The 22,338-nt window shown below is 70.1% G+C and carries 21 protein-coding genes; 12 read left to right on the top strand and 9 right to left on the bottom strand.

Annotation, left to right across the window (positions count from 1 at the left end):
- Nucleotides 1-16: 16 nt before the first annotated feature.
- The gene (locus tag ABT170_RS10190; protein ID WP_329942387.1) at nt 17-1,552 is read right to left on the bottom strand and encodes a S8 family peptidase; all 1,536 of its coding nucleotides are present in this window, start codon (nt 1,550-1,552) and stop codon (nt 17-19) included.
- Nucleotides 1,553-1,857: 305 nt separating this feature from the next.
- Between ABT170_RS10190 and ABT170_RS10195 the strand changes: the two genes are divergently transcribed.
- The 3 genes from ABT170_RS10195 to moaA all read left to right on the top strand — a co-directional run bounded on the left by ABT170_RS10195 (nt 1,858) and on the right by moaA (nt 5,037).
- Complete coding sequence (locus ABT170_RS10195; protein WP_329942388.1) at nt 1,858-2,223, top strand: DUF485 domain-containing protein; 366 nt, start codon at nt 1,858-1,860, stop codon at nt 2,221-2,223.
- A complete protein-coding gene (locus ABT170_RS10200) occupies nt 2,220-3,860 on the top strand; it encodes a monocarboxylic acid transporter (RefSeq protein ID WP_266929541.1) in 1,641 nt (546 codons plus the stop codon). The genes ABT170_RS10195 and ABT170_RS10200 overlap by 4 nt, the downstream gene beginning before the upstream one ends.
- Before the next feature lie 187 nt (nt 3,861-4,047).
- A complete protein-coding gene (gene moaA, locus ABT170_RS10205; RefSeq protein ID WP_266929539.1) occupies nt 4,048-5,037 on the top strand; it encodes a GTP 3',8-cyclase MoaA in 990 nt (329 codons plus the stop codon).
- An 83-nt stretch (nt 5,038-5,120) separates the two neighbouring features.
- Here the strand turns inward: moaA and ABT170_RS10210 are convergent, their stop codons facing one another.
- Nucleotides 5,121-5,369: a hypothetical protein gene (locus tag ABT170_RS10210; protein WP_329942390.1), complete on the bottom strand. Its 249-nt coding sequence runs from the start codon at nt 5,367-5,369 to the stop codon at nt 5,121-5,123.
- Between the two features lie 238 nt (nt 5,370-5,607).
- A complete protein-coding gene (locus tag ABT170_RS10215; protein ID WP_329942391.1) occupies nt 5,608-5,985 on the bottom strand; it encodes a DUF3099 domain-containing protein in 378 nt (125 codons plus the stop codon).
- Nucleotides 5,986-6,234: 249 nt separating this feature from the next.
- Between ABT170_RS10215 and ABT170_RS10220 the strand changes: the two genes are divergently transcribed.
- Nucleotides 6,235-6,510, top strand: coding sequence for a GlsB/YeaQ/YmgE family stress response membrane protein (locus tag ABT170_RS10220; RefSeq protein WP_329942392.1), 276 nt, complete (start codon nt 6,235-6,237; stop codon nt 6,508-6,510).
- A 151-nt stretch (nt 6,511-6,661) separates the two neighbouring features.
- Here the strand turns inward: ABT170_RS10220 and tyrS are convergent, their stop codons facing one another.
- The 3 genes from tyrS to ABT170_RS10235 all read right to left on the bottom strand — a co-directional run bounded on the left by tyrS (nt 6,662) and on the right by ABT170_RS10235 (nt 10,934).
- Nucleotides 6,662-7,930, bottom strand: coding sequence for a tyrosine--tRNA ligase (gene tyrS, locus ABT170_RS10225; RefSeq protein ID WP_329942393.1), 1,269 nt, complete (start codon nt 7,928-7,930; stop codon nt 6,662-6,664).
- An 89-nt stretch (nt 7,931-8,019) separates the two neighbouring features.
- Complete coding sequence (locus tag ABT170_RS10230; protein ID WP_329942394.1) at nt 8,020-9,414, bottom strand: metallopeptidase TldD-related protein; 1,395 nt, start codon at nt 9,412-9,414, stop codon at nt 8,020-8,022.
- Nucleotides 9,411-10,934 carry a TldD/PmbA family protein gene (locus ABT170_RS10235; RefSeq protein ID WP_329942395.1) on the bottom strand — a complete coding sequence of 508 codons (1,524 nt, stop codon included), beginning with the start codon at nt 10,932-10,934 and terminating at the stop codon, nt 9,411-9,413. Before ABT170_RS10235 ends, ABT170_RS10230 begins: the two co-directional genes overlap by 4 nt.
- Before the next feature lie 229 nt (nt 10,935-11,163).
- Here ABT170_RS10235 and fabG point away from each other — a divergent pair, with 229 nt between their 5' ends.
- The 3 genes from fabG (at nt 11,164) to ABT170_RS10250 (ending at nt 13,277) form a co-directional block, all read left to right on the top strand.
- Entirely contained in the window at nt 11,164-11,883 is a 720-nt protein-coding gene (gene fabG, locus ABT170_RS10240) for a 3-oxoacyl-[acyl-carrier-protein] reductase (protein WP_329942396.1), read from the top strand.
- Nucleotides 11,884-11,888: 5 nt separating this feature from the next.
- On the top strand, nt 11,889-12,656 hold the full coding sequence (fabI, locus tag ABT170_RS10245) for an enoyl-ACP reductase FabI (RefSeq protein WP_329942397.1): 768 nt from the start codon (nt 11,889-11,891) through the stop codon (nt 12,654-12,656).
- Between the two features lie 255 nt (nt 12,657-12,911).
- Complete coding sequence (locus tag ABT170_RS10250; protein WP_329942420.1) at nt 12,912-13,277, top strand: hypothetical protein; 366 nt, start codon at nt 12,912-12,914, stop codon at nt 13,275-13,277.
- Between the two features lie 28 nt (nt 13,278-13,305).
- Here ABT170_RS10250 and ABT170_RS10255 read toward each other — a convergent pair whose 3' ends face one another.
- Nucleotides 13,306-13,980, bottom strand: a complete 675-nt coding sequence (locus tag ABT170_RS10255) for a FadR/GntR family transcriptional regulator (RefSeq protein WP_329942398.1) — start codon at nt 13,978-13,980, stop codon at nt 13,306-13,308.
- Between the two features lie 121 nt (nt 13,981-14,101).
- Here ABT170_RS10255 and ABT170_RS10260 point away from each other — a divergent pair, with 121 nt between their 5' ends.
- The 4 genes from ABT170_RS10260 to ABT170_RS10275 all read left to right on the top strand — a co-directional run bounded on the left by ABT170_RS10260 (nt 14,102) and on the right by ABT170_RS10275 (nt 16,564).
- Complete coding sequence (locus tag ABT170_RS10260) at nt 14,102-15,388, top strand: CynX/NimT family MFS transporter (RefSeq protein WP_351865706.1); 1,287 nt, start codon at nt 14,102-14,104, stop codon at nt 15,386-15,388.
- 17 nt (nt 15,389-15,405) lie between these two features.
- On the top strand, nt 15,406-15,522 hold the full coding sequence (locus tag ABT170_RS10265; RefSeq protein ID WP_266929518.1) for an SGM_5486 family transporter-associated protein: 117 nt from the start codon (nt 15,406-15,408) through the stop codon (nt 15,520-15,522).
- 225 nt (nt 15,523-15,747) lie between these two features.
- Nucleotides 15,748-15,954 (top strand): hypothetical protein, encoded by a 207-nt coding sequence (locus tag ABT170_RS10270; RefSeq protein ID WP_329942400.1) that lies wholly within the window; start codon nt 15,748-15,750, stop codon nt 15,952-15,954.
- Between the two features lie 91 nt (nt 15,955-16,045).
- A complete protein-coding gene (locus ABT170_RS10275; protein ID WP_266929514.1) occupies nt 16,046-16,564 on the top strand; it encodes a SixA phosphatase family protein in 519 nt (172 codons plus the stop codon).
- 103 nt (nt 16,565-16,667) lie between these two features.
- Here ABT170_RS10275 and serB read toward each other — a convergent pair whose 3' ends face one another.
- Nucleotides 16,668-17,924 carry a phosphoserine phosphatase SerB gene (gene serB / locus ABT170_RS10280; protein WP_329942401.1) on the bottom strand — a complete coding sequence of 419 codons (1,257 nt, stop codon included), beginning with the start codon at nt 17,922-17,924 and terminating at the stop codon, nt 16,668-16,670.
- A 448-nt stretch (nt 17,925-18,372) separates the two neighbouring features.
- Here serB and ABT170_RS10285 point away from each other — a divergent pair, with 448 nt between their 5' ends.
- Nucleotides 18,373-20,922, top strand: a complete 2,550-nt coding sequence (locus ABT170_RS10285; RefSeq protein ID WP_329942402.1) for an ABC transporter ATP-binding protein/permease — start codon at nt 18,373-18,375, stop codon at nt 20,920-20,922.
- Between the two features lie 124 nt (nt 20,923-21,046).
- On the opposite strand, the gene ABT170_RS10290 is transcribed toward ABT170_RS10285, so the two are convergent.
- A complete protein-coding gene (locus ABT170_RS10290) occupies nt 21,047-21,856 on the bottom strand; it encodes a transglycosylase SLT domain-containing protein (protein WP_351865712.1) in 810 nt (269 codons plus the stop codon).
- Nucleotides 21,857-22,338 lie beyond the last annotated feature (482 nt).

Here is a 22,338-nt window from a genome sequence, read left to right on the forward strand (position 1 = left end):
CCTGTCCTGCGCGATGTCAGCGGCGGACCGCGTCCAGCGCGTCCACGATTCCGGCTCCGTAGAAGCCGTTGTACTGCTTGCCGCCCTCGCAGACCGCGTCGATCGTGCCGTCACCGTTGTAGTCGTACGGCGCGCCGCACGCGGTGGCGTCGGCCTGCTGCGTCAGCAGTCGCTTCACCTGGGCCGGAGAGGCGTGCGGGTGCGTCGACCTGATCAGCGCCACGACGCCCGCGACATGCGGGGAGGCCATGGACGTACCGGCCTTGTAGCCGAACTTGCCGCCCGGCAGCGTGGACAGGATCAGTCCGTTGGTGGCCGGCGGTTCCGGGGCCTGGTAGACCGTCGAGTCGCCGCCCGGGGCGGCCACGTCGATGATCCCGCGGCCGTAGTTGGAGTACGAGGACTTGAGGCCCTTGGCGCCGGTGGCGGAGACCGTCACGACTCCCGGCAGCATGGTCGGAATGTCCAGGCACTCGCGCGGGTTGATCGTGCGGGTGACCGTCTCGGTGTCGTTCGGGCTGGTCTCGTCCACGATCTCGTCGGCGGCGAGGTCGTGCTTGGAGTTGCCGGCCGCGGCGACGTTGACGGTTCCGCGGCGCTCGGCGTACTTGGAGGCGCGGCCGACCGCCTCGACCAGGGCGCCCTGGTCCGGGTCGTTCTTGCAGTTGAACAGCCACGGGTCGGTGTAGTAGCTGTTGTTGGTCACCTCGACACCGTGCTCGGCGGCCCAGACGAAGCCGCAGACGACGGACTCGGCGTAGAAGAAGCCGCCCGGGTTCGACACCTTGATGCCGGAGACCTTCACACCCGGCGCGACACCGGTCACACCGACGCCGTTCTTCGCCGCGGCTATGGTGCCCGCCACATGCGTGCCGTGGTCGCTCTCGCCCGCCGCCGGACGCCAGGATCCGTCGGTGGTGTCCGGCGCACCGGAGACACAGTTGGCCGAGGCCGCGCGGTCGAAGTTCGGGGCCAGGTCCGGGTGCGTGTCGTCGACACCCGTGTCGATCACGGCGACGGTCACGCGCTTGGAGCCGAGCGACTTCTCGTGCGCCTTGTCCGCCTTGATCGCGGGCAGATCCCACTGGAGGGGCTCCAGCGGGTCCTGCCCGGCGGTCGCCTTTCCGGCGGCGGCCGCCGCCTGCGCCGCGGTGAGCGGCTGCGCGACCGCGCCGACGTCGTTCGTGGCCTGCGGCACGATCGGGTTGGTGCGGGTCGCACCGGCCGACTCGACGCCCCGGGCCCGCCGGATGGTGTTGCCGAAGTCGGGGTTCTGCGAGTGGACGACTATGACGCCTATCTGCTCGTAGGCGATCACGATCGTGCCACCGGCCTTGGCTATCGCCTTCTTCACCTGCTTGACGGTGCCGTGACCGCCCTTGGTGTTGACGACATAGGACAGCTTGGGCCCGTCCGCCGGGACGGCCGCCGACACCTCGCCCGTGGGAGCGGCCGTGGCCGTCGCAGCGGGGAGGAAGCCGATCGAGGCCGTGAGCGCGAGTCCGACGGGCAGCGCGAGTGCGCGGGTCCGTCTGGATGCCAGATGAGCCATGGGTTCTCCACATCATCCGTGCCAGTCGACCGGACACCTGGCGTGTTCGGTCGAGTACATGACGAGTGAAGTTATCGCTGATCATCCCGGGACATCAATGCATATGGGTAAGTGAGTTCGAAGAGTGTGCCGACTGGCGTGGTGCGAACGGGTGAGCGGGAGAAGGAGAAAGCGGCGGTGAACCGCTTCGTCGTCCACTCCGTGCCGTTGTCAGGGGAGTCGTTCCATCGCCCCCCGGACCCGAGGTTCCCCCTGTGAAAACCACCGTTACCCCCACCACCGCACCCGCGTCGCGAGGAGATTCCGTGGCTACCGATGCACCGCCGCCCAAGGGCAGTACGGACGACAGCCCTGCCCAGCCCACGACCGAGGCGTTCGTCGCGGTGCAGGACAGCACGGAGTTCGCCGAACTGCGCCGGGCACACCGTTCGTTCGCCTTCCCGCTGACCATCGCCTTCGTCACCTGGTACCTGCTCTACGTGCTCCTCTGCAACTACGCGGGCGGCTTCATGAGCACCAAGGTCGTCGGGAACATCAACATGGCGCTCGTCTTCGGGCTCGCCCAGTTCGCCACCACGTTCCTCATCGCCTGGCTGTACTCCCGCCACGCCGCCCGCAGTCTCGACCCGAAGGCCGAAGCGATCAAGTCCCGTATGGAGGCCGACGCATGAGCGCCGCCCATGTCGCGTACCCCACCGTCCAGCTCGCCGCCGAAGGGGCGAGCGAACACCGGACGCTGATCATCACCCTGTTCGCCGTCTTCGTCGTCGCCACCCTCTTCATCACGGTGTGGGCGGGCCGCCAGACCAAGAGCGCCGCCGACTTCTACGCGGGCGGGCGGCAGTTCACCGGATTCCAGAACGGCCTCGCGGTCTCCGGCGACTACATGTCCGCCGCGTCCTTCCTCGGCATCGCGGGCGCCATCGCGCTCTTCGGCTACGACGGCTTCCTGTATTCCATCGGCTTCCTCGTCGCCTGGCTCGTCGCCCTGCTCCTGGTCGCGGAACCGCTGCGCAACTCCGGCCGCTACACGATGGGCGACGTCCTCGCGTACCGCATGCGCCAGCGCCCCGTCCGGACCGCCGCCGGCGCCTCCACCATCGTCGTCTCGATCTTCTACCTGCTGGCACAGATGGCCGGCGCCGGTGTGCTCGTCTCGCTGCTGCTGGGCATCACCAGCGACGGCGGGAAGATCGCCATCGTCGCCCTGGTCGGCCTGCTCATGATCGTGTACGTCACCATCGGCGGTATGAAGGGCACCACCTGGGTGCAGATGGTCAAGGCCGTCCTGCTGATCGCGGGCACCCTGCTCATCACCTTCCTGATCCTGCTGAAGTTCAACTTCAACATCTCCGACCTGCTCGGCACGGCCGCGAGCAACAGCGGCAAGGGCTCGGCGTTCCTGGAACCCGGCCTCAAGTACGGCGCCACCGGCACCTCGAAGCTGGACTTCCTCTCGCTCGGCATCGCCCTGGTCCTCGGTACGGCGGGCCTGCCGCACATCCTGATCCGCTTCTACACGGTCCCCACCGCGAAGGCCGCCCGCAAGTCCGTCAACTGGGCGATCGGCATCATCGGCGCCTTCTACCTGATGACGATCGTGCTCGGCTTCGGCGCCGCCGCCCTGCTCAAGCCCGGCGACATCATCGCCTCGAACAAGGCCGGGAACACCGCGGCCCCGCTCGCCGCACTGGAGATCGGCGGCGGCTCCGGATCCACGGGCGGAGCCATCCTGCTCGCCGTGATCTCCGCCGTCGCCTTCGCGACCATCCTCGCCGTCGTCGCCGGACTGACCCTGGCCTCCTCGTCGTCGTTCGCCCACGACATCTACGCCAACGTCATCCGCAAGGGGAAGGCCACCGAGAAGGAAGAGGTCCGCGCCGCCAAGTGGGCCACCGTCGCCATCGGCATCGTCTCCATCGCCCTCGGCGCCATGGCCCGCGACCTGAACGTGGCCGGACTCGTCGCCCTGGCCTTCGCGGTCGCCGCGTCGGCCAACCTGCCGACGATCCTGTACAGCCTGTTCTGGAAGCGCTTCACCACCCAGGGCGCCCTCTGGTCCATCTACGGTGGTCTCGCCTCGTCCGTCCTGCTGGTGCTGTTCTCGCCGGTCGTCTCCTCGAAGCCCTCCTCGATGTTCCCCGGCGTCGACTTCGCCTGGTTCCCGCTGGAGAACCCCGGCCTGATCTCCATCCCGCTGGGCTTCCTGCTCGGCTGGATCGGCTCGCTGATCTCCAAGGAGGAGCCCGACAAGGGCAAGTACGCCGAACTGGAGGTCAAGTCCCTCACCGGCGTCGGAGCCCACTGAGAGCGGAAGTTCACCGGACCGTTCGGCCCATCGGCCACCGTCCGGACACGGCCGCGTCGTAGAGTCCTACGACGCGGCCGCGCCGCACCTCGTGCCAATCGCACCCTGTCGATGTCACAGGTCTCACGTAGTCTCGGAAGAGTCAGAAACCGCAACCGCGCACACCACCGGGGGAGGGGGGCCCACAGTGCTCATCGACACATACGACAGGGTCGCCACCGACCTGCGCGTCTCACTGACCGACAAGTGCAATCTCCGCTGCACCTACTGCATGCCCGAAGAGGGCCTCCAGTGGCTGGGCAGGAGCGAGCTGCTCTCCGACGACGAGATCGTCCGGCTGATCCGCATCGCCGTCACCGCGCTGGGCATCACCGAAGTGCGCTTCACCGGCGGCGAGCCGCTGCTGCGCCCCGGCCTCGTCTCCATCGTCGAGCAGTGCGCCGCGCTCACCCCGCGTCCGCGTATGTCGCTCACGACCAACGGCATCGGACTCAAGCGGACCGCCGCCGCCCTGAAGGCCGCCGGACTCGACCGGGTGAACGTCTCACTGGACACCCTGCGCCCCGATGTCTTCAAGACGCTCACCCGCCGCGCCCGGCACCAGGACGTCCTGGACGGTCTCGACGCCGCCCGCGAAGCCGGACTCACCCCGGTCAAGGTCAATTCCGTCCTGATGCCCGGACTCAACGACGACGAGGCCCCCGACCTGCTCGCCTGGGCCGTCGGCAACGGGTACGAGCTCCGCTTCATCGAGCAGATGCCGCTGGACGCCCAGCACGGCTGGAAGCGCGACGGAATGATCACCGCAGGTGACATCCTCGCCTCGCTGCGCACGCGCTTCACCCTCACCGCCGAGGAGGCGGACGCCCGCGGCTCCGCCCCCGCCGAGCGCTGGACCGTGGACGGCGGCCCGCACCGCGTCGGTGTGATCGCCTCCGTGACCCGGCCGTTCTGCCGGGCCTGCGACCGCACCCGGCTCACCGCCGACGGCCAGGTCCGCACCTGTCTCTTCGCCCGCGAGGAGACAGATCTGCGCGGCGCCCTGCGTTCGGGGGCACCGGACGAGGAGATCGTCCGGCTCTGGGAGCTCGCGATGTGGGGCAAGAAGGCCGGCTCAGGACTCGACGACCCGTCCTTCCTCCAGCCCGACCGGCCGATGTCGGCGATCGGCGGCTGAGGACGGCACCGGGGGCTGCCGCGTCCGTGCTCAGCTCTCAGTGCTTCAGTGCTTCAGTGCTTGGGTGCTTCAGCGCTCGGCGATCACTGGTCCGTGGCCGAGGACTCCCACTCCTCCAGCGTGACGACGTCCTTCAGGAACCCCCGCACGCCGAGGAACGAAGACAGATGCTCCCGGTGCTCGTCACAGGCCAGCCAGGTCTTGCGGCGCTCGGGGGTGTGCAGCTTCGGGTTGTTCCAGGCGAGCACCCACACCGCGGCGGAGCGGCAGCCCTTGGCGGAACAGATCGGTGCACCGGCGGCGCTTTCGGCGGAAGTCCGGAGGAAGTTCACGGATCAACCCTAACGGCCCCACTCGGCCGCACATCAGGTCCATGGAGCGTCTTCCGACGCATCCCCGCCGGAGAAAGGGCGACGCCGAGCAGCCACGGGGGGAGCTGCCCGGCGTCGGTCCGTCGCTCCGACGGGGGATGCGGAGCGCCTACAAAGTATGTCATGGGGACCAGGGTGCGGTGCACCGGAACGTCATGATTGATCTGAGGATTTCCTGAGCTTCGCGGGACTTACGGGCTCAACTGTGCTCGTGCGGCCGGCGCGCATGGCCGGCCACGCCGTCCGGACCGCCGGATTCCGTCGCACCGGCCGCCGGAGCCGCCTCGACGGCGGGCCGCAGGGGCGCCGGTACGAAGGTCGACGGCAGCGAAGGGGCGTTCTCCCGGCCCGCGTTGGCGATGACCACCGCGACGTACGGCAGCAGAACGCCCAGGGCGAGACCCACGATCGCGACATGCCGCTCGACGTTCCACAGCACCGCCGCCAGCACCACCGACACGGTGCGCACGGACATGGAGATCACATAGCGCCGTTGTCTGCCGCGCACATCGTCGGCAAGCCCCTGACGTGCCCCCGTGATCCGGAAGACCTCCGCACCGTGCTGCTTCCGCATCATGTTCCACCGCCAGATCGCTGTGCCGGACTCTCCCGGACCGGGCCGCGTCCACGGTACGCCGGGCACTCGCCGGGCACGAGACCGGGGCGAGCCAAATGGCCCGCGTCCGCCCCGACACCCTGCGTCCGCCCGCCGCCCCGCATCCCGGCCCCGTGCCGCACTCCCCGTTCGGGCCCTTCCGGAATGCGTCGTACCGGGGAGCGGCCGAGACTGGGCGGGCGCGCACACCGCGCCGCACGAGGAGGCGAAATGGGTTGGTTGTGGGCAATCATCGTGGGTCTGGTGCTCGGTCTGATCGCCAAGGCGATCCTCCCGGGCAAGCAGAACATCCCGCTCTGGCTGACGACTGTCTTCGGCATCCTCGGCAGCGTCCTCGGCAATGCCGTGGCGACCTGGATCGGCGTCAACGACACCAAGGGCATCGACTGGACGCGCCACGTACTCCAGCTGATCGGCGCCGTGGCCGTCGTCGGAGTCGGGGACATGCTCTGGGCGTCGATCCGGGGCAACAGACAGAAGACCTGACCCGCACGGGCAGGCGACGGCGACCGGTACCGCACCGGACGGCACCGCGCTGGACGGCACTGCGGCCGGACAGCGCCCGCCGGACAGCACCGCGGCCGGTACACGCGAGAGGCGTGTACCGGCCGCGGGGCCGTGCGCGTGCCGTACGGGATCAGCCGCCCGTGACCTCCACGGCGGCCAGGTTCTTCTTGCCCCGGCGCAGCACCAGCCAGCGCCCGTGCAGCAGTTCCTCGCGGGCCGGGGCGCTCTCGCCGTCCGTGACCTTGACGTTGTTCACGTAGGCCCCGCCCTCCTTGACCGTGCGGCGGGCCCCCGACTTGCTCGGCGCCAGGCCGACCTCCACCAGGAGGTCCACCACCGGGCCCAGCTCGGTCACCCGGGCGTGCGGCACCTCGGAGAGGGCCGCGCTCAGCGTCGCCGCGTCCAGTTCGCCCAGCTCACCCTGGCCGAACAGCGCCTTCGACGCCGCGATGACCGCCGCGCACTGACCCTCGCCGTGCACCAGGATGGTCAGCTCCTCGGCCAGCGCGCGCTGTGCCGAACGGGCCTGCGGCCGCTCCTCGGTCAGCCGCTCCAGCTCTTCGAGCTCCTCGCGGCTGCGGAAGCTGAGGATGCGCATGTACCGGGAGATGTCCCGGTCGTCCACGTTCAGCCAGTACTGGTAGAACGCGTACGGCGTCGTCAACTCCGGGTCGAGCCAGACGGCACCGCTCTCGGACTTGCCGAACTTGGTGCCGTCGGCCTTGACCATCAGCGGCGTCGCCAGCGCGTGCACGGTGGCGCCCGGCTCCAGGCGGTGGATCAGGTCGATGCCCGCGGTGAGGTTGCCCCACTGGTCGCTGCCGCCCTGCTGGAGGACACAGCCGTGGCGCCGGTACAGCTCCAGGAAGTCCATGCCCTGGAGCAGCTGGTAGCTGAACTCCGTGTAGCTGATGCCCTCCTGCGACTCCAGCCGACGGGCGACCGAGTCCTTGGCGAGCATCTTGTTGACCCGGAAGTGCTTGCCGATGTCCCGCAGGAACTCGATCGCGGACATCCCCGCGGTCCAGTCCAGGTTGTTCACCATCGTGGCGGCGTTCGGGCCCTCGAAGGCGAGGAACGGCTGGATCTGCTTCCGCAGCTCCCGCACCCACCCGGCGATGGTCTCCGGGTCGTTCAGCGTGCGCTCGGCGGTGGGCCGGGGGTCACCGATCTGACCGGTGGCCCCGCCCATCAGGGCGATCGGACGGTGACCGGCCTGCTGGAGCCGGCGCATGGTGAGCACCTGCACGAGATGGCCGACGTGCAGACTCGCCGCCGTGGGGTCGAAGCCGCAATAGTAGGTGACGGGACCGTCCGCGAGAGCCTTGCGCAATGCGTCCTCGTCAGTGGACTGGGCGAACAGCCCGCGCCACTTCAGCTCGTCGACGATGTCCGTCACGGTTCCGTGTCTCCCTACATGTATGGATGGTGCACCGGCCAGTCTAGAGCGCCGGTCCGTCAGCGCCGACGAGGCGGCCTCCGGGCGGCTCATACGCCCGGACTGACCGAGCTCATATTGAAGTCCGGGACGCGCAGCGCCGGCATGGCCGCCCGGGTGAACCAGTCGCCCCACTCGCGCGGCAGCGTCTTCTCGGTGCGCCCCGCCTCGGACGCCCGGGACAGCAGATCGACGGGCGACTCGTTGAAGCGGAAGTTGTTCACCTCGCCGACCACCTCGCCGTCCTCCACCAGATACACCCCGTCCCGGGTCAGTCCGGTCAGCAGCAGCGTCGCCGGGTCGACCTCCCGGATGTACCAGAGGCAGGTCAGCAGCAGGGCCCGCCCGGTCGTCGCGGCCACCATCTCCTCCAGCGACCGCTCACCGCCGCCGTCGAGCAGCAGGTTGTCGATGGCCGGGGCGACCGGCTGCCCGGTCAGGCCCGCGGTGTGCCGGGTGGTCGTCAGCCGCTCCAGCCGGCCGTCCTTCACCCAGTCCGTCGGCGCCAGCGGCAGCCCGTTGTCGAAGACCGAGCCGCTGTCCCCGGAGGAGTGCGCGATCACGAAGGGCGCCGCCTCCAGGCCGGGCGCGTACGGGTCGCTGCGCAGGGTCAGCGGCAGTGGCGACAGCGTCTCGCCGAGCCGGGTCCCGCCGCCCGGCCTGGAGAAGACCGTGCGGCCCTCGGCGGCATCCCGCGCCGTGGACGACCAGAGCTGGTAGATCAGCAGGTCGGCCACGGCGGTCGGCGGCAGCAGCGTCTCGTACCGTCCGGCGGGCAGCTCGATACGCCGCTCCGCCCAGCGGAGCCGCTGCGCCAGTTCCGCGTCCAGGGCCGCCGGGTCGACGTCCTTGAAGTCCCGCGTCGCCCGGCCCGCCCAGGCCGACCTGGCCCGGTCGGGGGACTTGGCGTTCAGCTCCAGCGTGCCGTTCGGCTGGTCGTGGCGCAGCCGCAGCCCCGTCGACGTACCGACGTACGTCGAGGTCAGCTCGTGGTTGGCGAACCCGTACAGCTCCCGGCCGCCCGACCGGGCGCGGGCGAAGGCGTCGCCGAGCGCCGGGGCGAAGTCGGCGAAGACCTCCGAGCCCGTCTCGGCCGGCGCGTCCGTGAAATCGGGCGAGGAGGGCACACCGGAGACCAGCGGCTGCGCGTCCTCGGCCGGACCGGCCCCGCGTGCGGCGGCCTCGGCGGCGCGTACGAGCGGCTCCAGGTCGTCCGCGGTGACGGCGGACCGGGACACGACACCGGAGGCCGTCCCCTCGGCCCCGTCGACCGTCGCGATGACGGTCAGGGTGCGCCCCCGGGTCACGCCGTTCGTGGTCAGCGCGTTGCCGGCCCAGCGCAGATTGGCGGAGGAGTTCTCGTCCGCGATGACGACACAGCCGTCGGCGGTGGACAGCGCGAGGGCCCGCTCGATGATCTCGTACGGCTTGCTGACGCGGCTCATCGTCCGGCCTCCTGCGTCGTGTTGAGGATGTTCACGCCCCGGAAGAGGGCGGAGGGGCAGCCGTGCGAGACCGCCGCGACCTGACCCGGCTGGGCCTTGCCGCAGTTGAACGCGCCGCCCAGGACGTACGTCTGCGGGCCGCCGACCTTCTCCATCGAGCCCCAGAAGTCCGTGGTCGTCGCCTGGTAGGCCACGTCGCGGAGCTGACCGGCCAGCCTGCCGTTCTCGATCCGGAAGAAGCGCTGCCCGGTGAACTGGAAGTTGTGGCGCTGCATGTCGATCGACCAGGAACGGTCGCCGACCACATAGATCCCGCGCTCCACCCCGCCGATCAGGTCCTCGGTGGACAGCCCGCCGGGATCCGGCCGCAACGACACGTTCGCCATCCGCTGTACGGGGACATGGCCCGGCGAGTCCGCGTACGCGCAGCCGTTGGACCGGCCGAGTCCCGTCAGCCTCGCGATCCGCCGGTCCAGCTGGTAGCCCACCAGCGTGCCGTCCTTGACCAGGTCCCAGGACTGCGCCTCGACGCCCTCGTCGTCGTACCCGATGGTCGCGAGCCCGTGCTCGGCCGTGCGGTCGCCCGTCACATTCATCACGGGGGAGCCGTACGCCAGCTTGCCCAGCTGGTCGAACGTGGCGAACGAGGTCCCGGCGTACGCCGCCTCGTACCCCAGCGCCCGGTCCAGCTCGGTGGCGTGGCCGATCGACTCGTGGATGGTCAGCCAGAGGTTCGACGGGTCGACGACCAGGTCGTACGTCCCCGACTCGACGCTGGGCGCCCGCATCTTCTCGGCCAGCAGCCCCGGGATCCGCTCCAGCTCCGCGTCCCAGTCCCAGCCGGTCCCGGTGAGGTACTCCCAGCCCCGGCCCACCGGCGGGGCGATCGTCCGCATCGAGTCGAACTCGCCCGTCGTCCCGTCCACCGCGACCGCCGTGAACTGGGGGTGCAGCCGCACCCGCTGCTGGGTGGTGACGGTGCCGGCCGTGTCCGCGTAGAACTTGTTCTCGTGGACGGTCATCAGGGACGCGTCGACATGCGCGACCCCCTCCGCGCCGAGGAGCCGGCCGCTCCACTCCGCGAGCAGCCCCGCCTTCTCCTCGTCCGGTACGGAGAAGGGGTCGACGTCGTACGCCGAGACCCAGGTCCGCTCGCCGTGCACCGGCTCGTCCGCCAGCTCCACCCGCTCGTCCGAACCCGCCGCCGCGATCACCTTCGCCGACAGCTTCGCCATGGCGACGGCCTGCGAGGCCACCTTCGCCGCCGCGTCCATCGTCAGATCGACACCCGAGGCGAAGCCCCACGCCCCGCCGTGCACGACCCGGACCGCGTACCCGAGATCCGTACTGTCCGAAGCCCCGGCGGGCCGGGCGTCCCGCAGCCGCCAGGTCGCGCTGCGCACCCGCTCGAACCGGAAGTCGGCATGCACGGAACCCAGCGCGCGGGCGCGGGCCAGCGCCGCGTCGGCGAGGGCGCGCAGCGGCAGGGCCAGGAACGACTGATCTACCTCATGAGGCACAGGGGATTCCCTTCTCGATACACCACGGCAGTGAACCACGCGGGAGGGTGACCACACCGGGGATATCGGCCGGTGCCCGCACCGCTCCCCGGCGCGGAGCCGCCCGGAGAGCGATCTGTAGGAACCCCACAGCACCCCGGACGAGCCACTGTCAGGGCCCGATTCCTCGATCGGTGCGTGGTACCGATAGGTTTTCGAGGTACCAGACAGCCAAGGAAAGGGTGATCCGTTGAGCCGCTCGGTTCTCGTCACCGGAGGAAACCGGGGCATCGGCCTCGCCATCGCCCGCGCTTTCGCCGACAACGGCGACAAGGTCGCGATCACCTACCGCTCCGGCGAGCCGCCCCAGGCCCTCACCGAGGCGGGCTGCCTCGCGGTCCGCTGCGACATCACGGACACCGAGCAGGTGGAGCAGGCCTACAAGGAGATCGAGGAGAAGCACGGCCCCGTCGAGGTACTGGTCGCCAACGCCGGTATCACCAAGGACCAGTTGCTCATGCGGATGTCCGAGGAGGACTTCACGTCCGTACTCGACACCAACCTCACCGGCACCTTCCGGGTCGTCAAGCGCGCCAACCGCGGCATGCTGCGCGCCAAGAAGGGCCGCGTCGTCCTGATCTCCTCCGTCGTCGGCCTCCTGGGCTCGGCGGGCCAGGCGAACTACGCCGCCTCCAAGGCCGGTCTGGTCGGTTTCGCCCGGTCGCTGTCCCGCGAACTCGGTTCGCGGAACATCACCTTCAACGTCGTCGCCCCCGGTTTTGTCGACACCGACATGACCCAGGTGCTCACCGAGGAGCAGCGCAAGGGCATCGTGTCCCAGGTGCCGCTCGGCCGCTACGCGCAGCCCGAGGAGATCGCCGCCGCGGTGCGCTTCCTCGCCTCCGACGACGCGTCGTACATCACTGGAGCCGTCATCCCCGTTGACGGCGGATTGGGCATGGGTCACTGATCACCATGAGCGGAATTCTCGACGGCAAGCGCATCCTGATCACCGGGGTGCTGATGGAGTCGTCCATCGCGTTCCACACCGCGAAGGTGGCCCAGGAGCAGGGTGCCGAAGTCATCCTGACCGCCTTTCCCCGGCCCACGCTCACCGAGCGCATCGCCAAGAAGCTGCCCAAGCCGGCCAAGGTCATCGAGCTGGACGTGACCAGCACGGAGCACCTGGACCGCCTCGCCGGTCTGGTCCGCGACGAGCTCGGCTCGCTGGACGGCGTCGTCCACTCCATCGGCTTCGCGCCGCAGGACGCGCTCGGCGGCAACTTCCTCAACACCCCGTTCGAGTCGGTCGCCACGGCGATGCACGTCTCGGCGTTCTCGCTGAAGTCGCTGGCCATGGCCTGCAAGCCGCTGATGAGCGAGGGCGGTTCGATCGTCGGCCTGACCTTCGACGCCCAGTACGCCTGGCCGCAGTACGACTGGATGGGCCCGGCCAAGGCCGCGCTGGAGGCCACTTCCCGCTACCTCGCCCGTGACCTGGGCAAGGACGGTCTGCGCTGCAACCTGATCTCGGCAGGACCGATCGGCTCCATGGCCGCGAAGTCCATCCCCGGCTTCTCGGAGCTCGCGGACGTCTGGAACCACCGCTCCCCGCTGGCCTGGGACATGTCCGACCCGGAGCCGGCCGGCCGCGGTGTCGTGGCGCTGCTCTCGGACTTCTTCCCGAAGACGACGGGTGAGATCATCCACGTCGACGGTGGCGTGCACATGATGGGTGCCTGACGCCCGGACCGCCCGCGCACAACGATGACGGCCTTCGGCCGCGTACCGCCGCCCCCGGATTCCCGGGCCGGTACGCGGCCGAAGGCCGTTTCCGCCGGGCTCCGGGCGAGGGCGCCCCCGCGTTCAAGTCGAAAAGATGGTCGATCCGCCGCAGAATGTGGAGGAATCGGACTTCTGTCAGGCTGCGGGAGGGAGATCGCTGTGCGCCCCACGCGTCGCCGACCCCGTCGCCCGCTGCTGTCGCCCCGACGCCCCCTGCTGCCGCGCCGGACCCGCGTCCTGCTCGCGGCCTCGCTGGCCGCCGTCGGACTGGCGGTCCCGGTCGGCGTCCACGCCGCCAACGGGGCCTCCGTCCCCCCGGCACCGGCCGCCCCCGTGCCCGAACCCGCCGGATCCGAGTGCCGTACGGCGGTCGACGGCTCCCGGGTCGTCGCCTACTGCCACAACCCCTACCCCTCCACCGACCTGGTCCAGCTGCACACCGAGTGCGCCCGCTGGTGGGACGTCGACGCGGACGGCACGGCGGTCGCGGTGGAGCCGGGGCGGACCGTGCGACTGGACGACCGCTGCTGGAAGGAGGTCGCCGCCGCGTGGGTCAGCCACCGGCCCGGCCCTGCCTGAAAGCACGGGCCCGTGCGAACCGGTCGGTCTAGACGCGGTCCGCCAGGCAGTTCAGCGCGTGCCCCGCGGCCTCCGCCGCCGCCGTCGCGGCGTCCCCGGCCCGGATCGCCTCGACCAGCCGACCGTGGTCCACGTGGTTCTCCGGCCGCAGCTCCGGGCCCACGTCGTCGCGCAGATACTCGCGCAGCACATCGCCCAGATCCGCGTACAGCCCGGTCAGTACGTCGTTGTGCGAGGCGGCCACCACGGCCAGATGCAGGGTCGCGTCCGCCGCCACGAACGCCTCCGCGTCACCCGCGGCCCAGGTCTCCTCACGCCGCGCCATCAGCGTGTCCAGCTGCTTCAGATCCCGCTCGGTGCGCCGCTCGGCGGCCAGCCGGGCCGCCGAGGACTCCAGCGTCGAACGCAGCTCGGCGATGTGCCGGGGGTCGGCCGAGGCGAACCGGCGGTGCATCACCCCGGCCAGCTCACTGGTGGCGACCACATACGTGCCGGAGCCCTGCCGGATGTCCAGCAGCCCGTTGTGCGCCAGGGCGCGCACCGCCTCGCGGACGGTGTTGCGGGCCACTCCCAGCTGCTCGACCAGCTCGGGTTCGGTGGGAATCCGCGCACCGACGGGCCACTCGCCCGAGGTGATCTGATTCCTCAGCTGGGCAATCACCTGGTCGGCGAGTGCCGAACGCCGTGGAGACGTCAGCGCCATGCTGCTCCTTGTTCGTGATCCGTGAGGCGTGATCCGTGAAGCCGGGGCCCGATTCTCTCAGGCGGGCGGACGGCACCGGAGGATTGGACAATCAATCATCCCATGATTCTATGATGTCCTCATGCCCGACGACGATATCCGGACCCTGAGCCGTACCACCGAGCCCCGCGGCTCCGCCGCCACCCCGGCCCCGCAGTCCCTCCGGACCGCCGACGGGCCCAGCCCATGGCTGCTGCGTCTGGTCGCCCTCGGACTCGTCCTGGCCGCGCTCAACCTCCGCCCCGCCATCACCAGCCTCGGCGCCCTGCTCGAAGAAGTGCGCGACGGACTGCACATGAGCGGAAGCGTCGCCGGTGTCCTCACCTCCGTACCACCGCTCTGCTTCGCGGTCTTCGGCGTCATGGCGCCGCGCCTCGCCCGCCGGTTCGGCGCGGGTGCCGTCGTCTGCGCGGGCATGGTCGCGATCACCGCGGGCCTGGTGATCCGTCCCTTCATCGGCGGCACGGCGGGCTTCCTCGCCGCCAGTGCCCTCGCCCTCATGGGCATCGCCGTCAGCAACATCCTGATGCCGGTGATCGTCAAGCGCTGGTTCCCGGACCGCGTCGGCAGCATGACCGGCCTCTACTCCATGGCCCTGGCCCTGGGCACCGCGCTCGCCGCGGCGGTCACCGTGCCCCTGACCGACGGACTGGGCGGCGACTGGCAGGCCGGGCTGGCGATCTGGGCCGTGCTCGCCGCCGTCGCGGTCCTGGTGTGGATCCCGCTCGTACGGGACCGGCGCGAGGCCCCCGGACAGGCCGCCCACCGGCGGCAGCAGGCCGCCCCCGCCCTCCGGATCACCCGCAGCCGCACCGCGTGGGGCCTCGCCTGCTTCTTCGGCCTCCAGGCCACCGCCGCGTACATCACCATGGGCTGGATGCCGCAGATCTTCCGGGACGCCGGGGTCTCGGCCGGTACCGCGGGCGTCCTGCTCGCGGTGACCATGGCCATGGGAGTACCGCTCGCCTTCGTCATCCCCCGCGTCGCCGGCCGGATGAAGCACCAGGGCCCGATCGTCGTCGTCCTCGGTCTCTGCGGCCTGGCCGGCTACGCGGGCCTCTACCTCGCCCCCGCCGCCGGAGCCTGGGCCTGGGCGGTGCTGCTCGGCATCGCCAACTGCGCCTTCCCGCTCGCCCTCACCATGATCGGCATGCGGTCCCGTACCGGCGCGGGCGTGGTCAGGCTGTCCGCCTTCGCCCAGTCCACCGGCTACCTCATCTCGATCCCGGGCCCGCTGCTCGTCGGCGTGCTGTACCAGCACAGCGGCGGCTGGGGCCTGCCGATCGCCCTGATGGCCGGGCTGATGATTCCGCAGATGGTGGCGGGCGTGCTGGCCGGCCGGGACCGGACGATCGAGGACGAATGCTGAGATGCGAGACTGGCCCCATGCCAGTGCTCGATCCGAATCCCCAGAACGGTCAGAAGAAGTTCCTCCTCGTCCTCGGGGCGATGCTCCTCGTGACGGTGGTCATCGGAGTGATCGCCTCGATCGCCTCACCCTGAACGTGATCGCCCCCTGACGTGACCTCCCTGACGTGATCGCCCCACCCCGAATGCGACCGGCCCGCCCGGACGCGGTCGCCCCACTCCGGCGGCCGGGGGTGGGGCCAGCACCCCCATCCCCTAGGGGGCCAGGGTCAGGGTGAAGTGGGTGGGTCACCGGATGGGACCGGCGCCGTGCGATCCGTAGGTTCTGAGTATCAGAACCGATGATCCACGGAGGCGGACATGCCGGCCCGTACACCCACCAGCTCCCGGCCCCCGGCGACGACCGGCGTCGAGGTGCGGCTGCCCTGGTGGGCCGTCGCCCTGCCCGCCGTGGCGTTCGCCGTGCTCCTCATGCTGATAGTGAACCCCGGACAGGCCCAGGCGGCCTCCGGCGACCCCGCGATCGGACAGCTGATCGAGCGCCTCATCAGCTTCCTGTCGCGCTGACGGCACGGGGTGCGGCAAGCCCCCGGGACCGTATCGGCCCGTACGTCAACACCCTGCGCCAGAGGCCGCATTTCGTGCGAAGCTGAGGTGTATGAGCGTCGATACACCTCGCAGGATCGTTCTTCTCCGGCATGCCAAGGCGGAATGGTCGCAAGCGTCCGACCACGAGCGGCCGCTCGCCGAGCGCGGCCGCAAGGATGCACCCGTGGCCGGCCGAAAGCTCGCCGACTCCGGCATCGACTTCGATCTGGCTCTGTGCTCGACCGCCACCAGGACGCGGGAAACCTGGAAGCTGGCGGTCCACGAGTTCGCACAGCGCCCCAGGACCGTGTACGAGGAGCGGCTGTACGATGCCTCCCTCGGTGAACTGATCGCCCTGTTCAACGAGACCCCCGACGAGGTGCGCAACCTCCTGGTCGTCGGGCACAACCCCGGGATGCACGGCGCCGCCGACGCGCTCTCGGGATCCGCTGCCGGGGACAGCCTGGCCCGGATGACCAGGGACGGCTTTCCCACCGCCGCCTACGCCGTGGTCGAGTTCCCCGGCACCTGGAAGACCGTGGAGCACGGCGTCGGCAAGCTCACCGAGTACTGGACGCCGAACGACTGAGCACGGCTGAGCGACTGAAGAAGGGCCCCGGGGCGCGCACGACGCGCCCCGGGGCCCTTCTCGCTTCCCGCTCCACGGACCCGTGGGGTCCCGGCGGTGCCGGTCAGCCGACGAGGCCGTCCGCCGCCTCGACCTCCTCGCGCGTGATGCCGAGCAGATACAGCACCGTGTCCAGGAACGGCACGTTCACCGCCGTGTGCGCGGCCTCGCGGACCACCGGCTTCGCGTTGAACGCGACCCCGAGGCCGGCCGTGTTCAGCATGTCCAGGTCGTTCGCGCCGTCGCCGATCGCCACGGTCTGTGCCAGCGGCACCCCCGCCTGCTCGGCGAAACTGCGCAGCAGCCGGGCCTTCCCGGCCCGGTCCACTATGTCGCCCACGACCCGGCCGGTGAGCTTGCCGTCCACGACCTCCAGGGTGTTGGCGGAGGCGAAGTCGAGGCCCAGACGCTCCTTGAGGTCGTCCGTGACCTGGGTGAACCCGCCCGAGACGACGCCCACTTGGTAACCGAGCCGCTTCAGCGTACGGATCAGGGTGCGGGCCCCGGGCGTCAGCCGCACCTCGGCCCGCACCTTGTCCACCACCGACACATCGAGGCCGGCGAGGAGCGCGACCCGGGCGTGCAGCGACTGCTCGAAGTCCAGTTCCCCGCGCATCGCCTGCTCGGTCACCTCGGCGACCTGCTTCTCGCAGCCCGCGTGCGCCGCGAACAGTTCGATGACCTCGTCCTGGATGAGCGTGGAGTCCACGTCCATGACGACCAGCCGCTGGGCCCGGCGGCTCAGCCCGGCCGAAACGACGGCGATGTCCACGCCGATCTCCGCGGCCTCGGTGGCCAGCGCGGTCCGCAGTTCCGCGGTCGCCGTGCCGGACACCGCGAACTCGACGGCGGTGACCGGGTACTTGGCCAGCCGGAAGATACGGTCGATGTTGCCGCCGGTCGAGGTGATCCTGGCCGCTATGGCCGCGGTCGACTCCGCGGTGAGCGGGTGGCCCAGCACGGTCACATGGGAGCGGCCGTCACCGCGGGGCCGGTTGTCACCGATACCCGAGATGATCTCGGCCTGGAGCTTCAGCGAGTCGGCCCAGCTGTGCACGGTCGCCCGCAGGTCGCCCTCGCTCGTACCGCCGGCGGTCGGGGCGGTGACCAGCGCGCACAGGACGATACGGCCACGGGTGACGACCTGCTCGATGTCCACGACGTCGACGGAGTACGCGGCGAGAGTGTCGAAGAGCCCGGCGGTGATGCCGGGGCGGTCCTTCCCGAAGATCTTGACGAGAAGGGTGGGTTCGTCGCTGCCCCGAGGGGACTCGGGCAGCTCAGGGGAGTGGGGAGGCTGAGGGGGCTGAGATGCGCTCATGGTGTTCCCACCGTATCGGTCCCGCGGCGGGGCCCGGCGGCCCGTCCCGCGTACCGGACGGAAAGTCGTTTCCGTACGGGGGCCACCCCGGGGAACACTCCGGAGACGGTCCCCCGGACCACCCGGAGACGGTCCCCCGGACCACCCCGGGACCGCTCCGGACACCGACCCGGGGACCGCTCCTGGAGACCACGCACGGAACGCCCGGCCGGGCCGGGGCGCGGGCGGTGGGAGGGACGGCGGGGGAGCGGCGCAGGGCCGGGCGGCCGGCCTTGGGCGCTTTCTCCCCTCCGGGCCCCTTTCTCCCGGGGGCGGAGTGCGTCCACGCAGGTCTCCGCGCTGTCTTCACCCGCCCGGCTTTCGGATCGGGGACTGCTCCTGGAATAGTTCCCCACGATGTTCAGCATCCCTAGACTCCCTGCAACGGGGGTAACTCGGGGGACAACTAGTGGGGCGCGGAGTGCCGGAACTCGTACTGGAATTGAATGGAAGGACCTGGACGCTCGATCCGTCCAGGTCGTACACCCTCGGGCGCGATCCGCAGGGCGACCTGATGATCGACGACGCCAGGGTGTCGTGGCGGCATGCCACGATCAGCTGGGGGGGACGTAGCTGGTTCATCGAGGACCACGGCAGCACCAACGGCACGTATGTGCAGGGGCAGCGGATCCACCAGCTGGAGCTCGTGCCCGGCTCCGTCGTGCATCTGGGCAACGCCACCGACGGACCCCGGCTGAGCCTCACCGGCACGGCCGCACCGGCCGCCGCCGGCGTCCACGGGGGCCAGGCGGCGGGAGCCCAGCAGCCCCCCGCACAGCCGCAGCAGTGGCCGGGACAGCAGGCCCCGGTGCAGCAACAGCAGCAGGCGTGGCAGCAGGGCCGGCCCCAGCAGGCCCATGCCCAGCCGCAGGTCCCGCACCAGCAGGCCCCGGCGCAGTCACCCGGTCACGGACACGGCGGCGCTGCGGGGGCGCCGCCGGTCTACGGGGACCGCAGCCCGACCACGTTCCACCAGCTGGACCTCGGCCGGGTGATGCGGATCGGCCGTGCGCTGGAGAACGAACTGGTCGTCTCCGACCTTCAGGTCTCGCGCCACCACGCGGAGTTCCACGCCACTCCGGACGGCCGCTTCGAGATCCGTGACCTCGGGTCCCACAACGGTACGTACGTCAACGGTCTGCCGCTCAACAAGTCCGGCTCCGCGCTCCTCGGCCCGAACGACATCGTCGGTGTCGGTCACTCCACGTTCCGCCTGGTCGGCGACCGGCTGGAAGAGTTCGTCGACACCGGTGAGGTCTCCTTCTCCGCCCGCCACCTCACGGTGACGGTCGACGGCGGGAAGCAGATCCTCAAGGACGTCTCCTTCGGCGTCCCGGAGAAGTCGCTCATCGCGGTCATCGGCCCCTCCGGGTCCGGCAAGTCCACCCTGCTCAAGGCGCTCACCGGCTACCGGCCCGCCAACCAGGGCGATGTCCTCTACGACAACCGGAATCTCTACAAGCAGTTCGCCGAGCTGCGCCAGCGCATCGGTCTGGTCCCGCAGGACGACATCCTGCACAAGGAACTCACTGTCACCAAGGCGCTCAAGTACGCCGCGAAGCTCCGCTTCCCCGCGGACACCACCGAGGCAGAGCGCCAGGCCCGGATCCTCGAAGTCCTCGCCGAGCTCAAGCTCGACATCCACAAGGACAAGAAGATCACCTCGCTCTCCGGTGGCCAGCGCAAGCGCGTCTCGGTCGCCCTGGAGCTGCTCACGAAGCCCTCGCTGATCTTCCTGGACGAGCCGACCTCCGGTCTCGACCCGGGCATGGACCGCGATGTCATGCAGCTGCTGCGCGGCCTCGCGGACGACGGGCGTACGGTCCTGGTCGTCACGCACTCCGTGGCCGAGCTGGCGATCTGCGACAAGCTCCTGGTCATGGCGCCGGGCGGTTCCGTCGCCTACTTCGGCCCGCCGGAGGAAGCGCTCAACTTCTTCGGCTACACCAGCTGGGCCGATGTCTTCTCCGCGTTCGAGAACTACCGCGACTACGACTGGGCGGGCCGCTGGCGCGGCTCGCAGCACTACCAGATGTACGCCGCGGACATCGACGCCGTCGCCGCCCAGTCCGTACACATGCCGCCGCCGCAGCAGATGCGCCCGCCGAAGCCGCAGGGCTGGATGACGCAGCTGTGGACGCTGATCCGCCGCTATGTCTCGGTGATCGCGTCCGACAAGGGCTTCATGGGTCTGATGGTGATCCTGCCCGCGGTGCTGGGTGTGGTCAGTGTGGTCATTCCGGCGGAATTCGGCCTGGCGGAGCCCACACCGCCGTCCCGGTTCAACGGAAAGGCCGGGACGATCATGCTGATCCTCGCGGTCGGCATGTGTTTCTCCGGCGCGGCCAACTCCGTACGAGAACTGATCAAGGAACGCGTCATCTACGAACGGGAACGGGCCACCGGCCTGTCCCGTTCCGCGTACCTGATGTCCAAGGTGATCGTCCTCGGCGTGATCACGGCCCTTCAGGGCGTCATCATCTGCGGTATCGGCTTCGCCACCCGTGATCTGCCGGAAGAGGGCCTGATCATGCCCCCGGCCGTCGAGATCTGCCTGTCCATCATCGCGCTCGGCTTCACCTCGATGATGTTCGGCCTGGTGATCTCCTCGCTGGTGAAGACCTCCGAGAAGACCATGCCGCTGCTGGTCATGTTCGCGATCATCCAGGTCGTCTTCACCGGGGTGCTCTTCCAGGTGTACGGGTCGCCGGGCCTGGAGCAGTTCGCCTGGCTGATGCCGTCCCGCTGGGCCATGGCCGCCGCCGGTACGACGCTCGACCTGGCGCACCTCATGCCGCCGTGGGACCCGCAGAAGCCGACCGACCTCGACCCGCTGTGGGAGCACACGGCCGGCCAGTGGGGGATGAACATCGCGGTGCTGGTGGCACTCGGTCTCATCTGCGGCTTCGCGGTCGCGCGCCTGCTGCGCCGCCACGAGCCCGAGGTCATGCGCAAGTAGCGCGCACGGACCACACGTACGGCGCGCGCACGGCGCGCACGACAACGGAGGGCGGCACCCCGCATGGGGTGCCGCCCTCCGGCGTGAGACCTGGGCGCGCTGGGTGAGCGCTGCGCGAGGTGGCTCAGTAGGCGCTGTTGACGTTGTCGATCGAGCCGTACTTGTCGGCGGCGTAGTTGGCCGCGGCGGTGATGTTGGCGACCGGGTCGTACTGGCTGTGCGGGGTACCGGAGACGTGGTACGCGTCGAAGGTCGGCTTGATGATCTGGAGCAGACCGATCGAGGGGACGCCGTTCTGGGCGTTGATGTCCCAGCCGTTGATGGCGTTCGGGTTGCCGGTGGACTCACGCATGATGTTGCGGTGCAGCCCGTCGTACGAGCCCGGGATGCCCTTGGTCTTCATGATGGAGAGGGCTTCCTTGATCCAGCCGTCCAGGTTGTCGGCGAAGACGGGGGTGCGGGCGGCCGAGCGGCTCGCGGCCTCGGCGGAGCGCTTCTTCGCGTCGGCCTTGGCCTTCGCGGCTGCCTGCGCCTTCGCGTCGGCCGCTGCCTTCGCCTTGGCCGCGGCGTCGGCCTTCGCCTTGGCCGCGGCGTCGGCCTTCGCCTTCGCCTTCGCCTGCACATCGGCCACGGCCTTCGCCTTGGCCGCGGCGGCCTCTGCCTTGGCGGCGTCGGCGGCCTTCACCAGCTGCTCGGCGGTGGAGTGCTGTTCGATGATGCTGGCCTGCACCGTCTTGGCCTGCGGGGAACCGGCCGCCGAGGTGAACGCCACGGGAGCGGCGGACAGGGTCGTGGGGGCGCTCTCGGCCTCGGCGTCGGACGGCACGAGGGAGAACACGAGCGCGGCGGCACCGAGTGCGGAAACACCGGCGACGGAGAACTTCTGGGCCTTGTTCAGACGGCGGCGACGGCCGGAAATGCTGGACGCAGACATGCAGACGTACCTCTTCGAATAGCAGGTGTCCTCACGGAGGACGGGACGGGAAGCGGCTTCGCATCTCCGTCGGGGACAGATGCAATTCTTAGCGCCAGCAAAAATCCGTGGCAAAGGTGTGACGTACGAAGCTGGCTAGTGGATCGGGTGGCCGCTCGTACGTGCCCGTGCCCGCTCATGCCCACCCAATTGCCCCTTGGGTATCCACTAGCAGGCTTCGTAAGTGACGTGGGTCCTATGCGCGGGCTCACATCGGCGGAGCAGCGGTTTCACCACCCGTTGCTCCGGCAATCCGGAGCGTGAGCCTTCTCCTTCGGGAGGATGAGATCGCCGTCCCCGGACTCATGCCGCAGGCGCAGCCGGCCCGGCGCCTCGCCCTACCCGGGCCGTAGCACCGCGCACGCCCCGGACCTGGAAGCACCGCACGCCCCGGGCCGTAGCACCGCGCACGCCCCGGGACGCCGACCGCCCGACTCGCTCCC

Source organism: Streptomyces sp. NPDC001787, assembly GCF_040297465.1.
GTDB lineage: Bacteria > Actinomycetota > Actinomycetes > Streptomycetales > Streptomycetaceae > Streptomyces.

Coding starts and splice junctions, on each gene's coding strand:
- ABT170_RS10290 (WP_351865712.1), bottom strand. CDS start 21,856: ATGTCTGCGTCCAGCATTTCCGGCCGTCGCCGCCGTCTGAACAAGGCC.
- ABT170_RS10260 (WP_351865706.1), top strand. CDS start 14,102: ATGCCCGACGACGATATCCGGACCCTGAGCCGTACCACCGAGCCCCGC.
- ABT170_RS10255 (WP_329942398.1), bottom strand. CDS start 13,980: ATGGCGCTGACGTCTCCACGGCGTTCGGCACTCGCCGACCAGGTGATT.
- ABT170_RS10215 (WP_329942391.1), bottom strand. CDS start 5,985: ATGATGCGGAAGCAGCACGGTGCGGAGGTCTTCCGGATCACGGGGGCA.
- ABT170_RS10190 (WP_329942387.1), bottom strand. CDS start 1,552: ATGGCTCATCTGGCATCCAGACGGACCCGCGCACTCGCGCTGCCCGTC.
- ABT170_RS10275 (WP_266929514.1), top strand. CDS start 16,046: ATGAGCGTCGATACACCTCGCAGGATCGTTCTTCTCCGGCATGCCAAG.
- ABT170_RS10265 (WP_266929518.1), top strand. CDS start 15,406: ATGCCAGTGCTCGATCCGAATCCCCAGAACGGTCAGAAGAAGTTCCTC.
- ABT170_RS10230 (WP_329942394.1), bottom strand. CDS start 9,414: ATGAGCCGCGTCAGCAAGCCGTACGAGATCATCGAGCGGGCCCTCGCG.
- serB (WP_329942401.1), bottom strand. CDS start 17,924: ATGAGCGCATCTCAGCCCCCTCAGCCTCCCCACTCCCCTGAGCTGCCC.
- fabI (WP_329942397.1), top strand. CDS start 11,889: ATGAGCGGAATTCTCGACGGCAAGCGCATCCTGATCACCGGGGTGCTG.
- ABT170_RS10270 (WP_329942400.1), top strand. CDS start 15,748: ATGCCGGCCCGTACACCCACCAGCTCCCGGCCCCCGGCGACGACCGGC.
- ABT170_RS10200 (WP_266929541.1), top strand. CDS start 2,220: ATGAGCGCCGCCCATGTCGCGTACCCCACCGTCCAGCTCGCCGCCGAA.
- ABT170_RS10220 (WP_329942392.1), top strand. CDS start 6,235: ATGGGTTGGTTGTGGGCAATCATCGTGGGTCTGGTGCTCGGTCTGATC.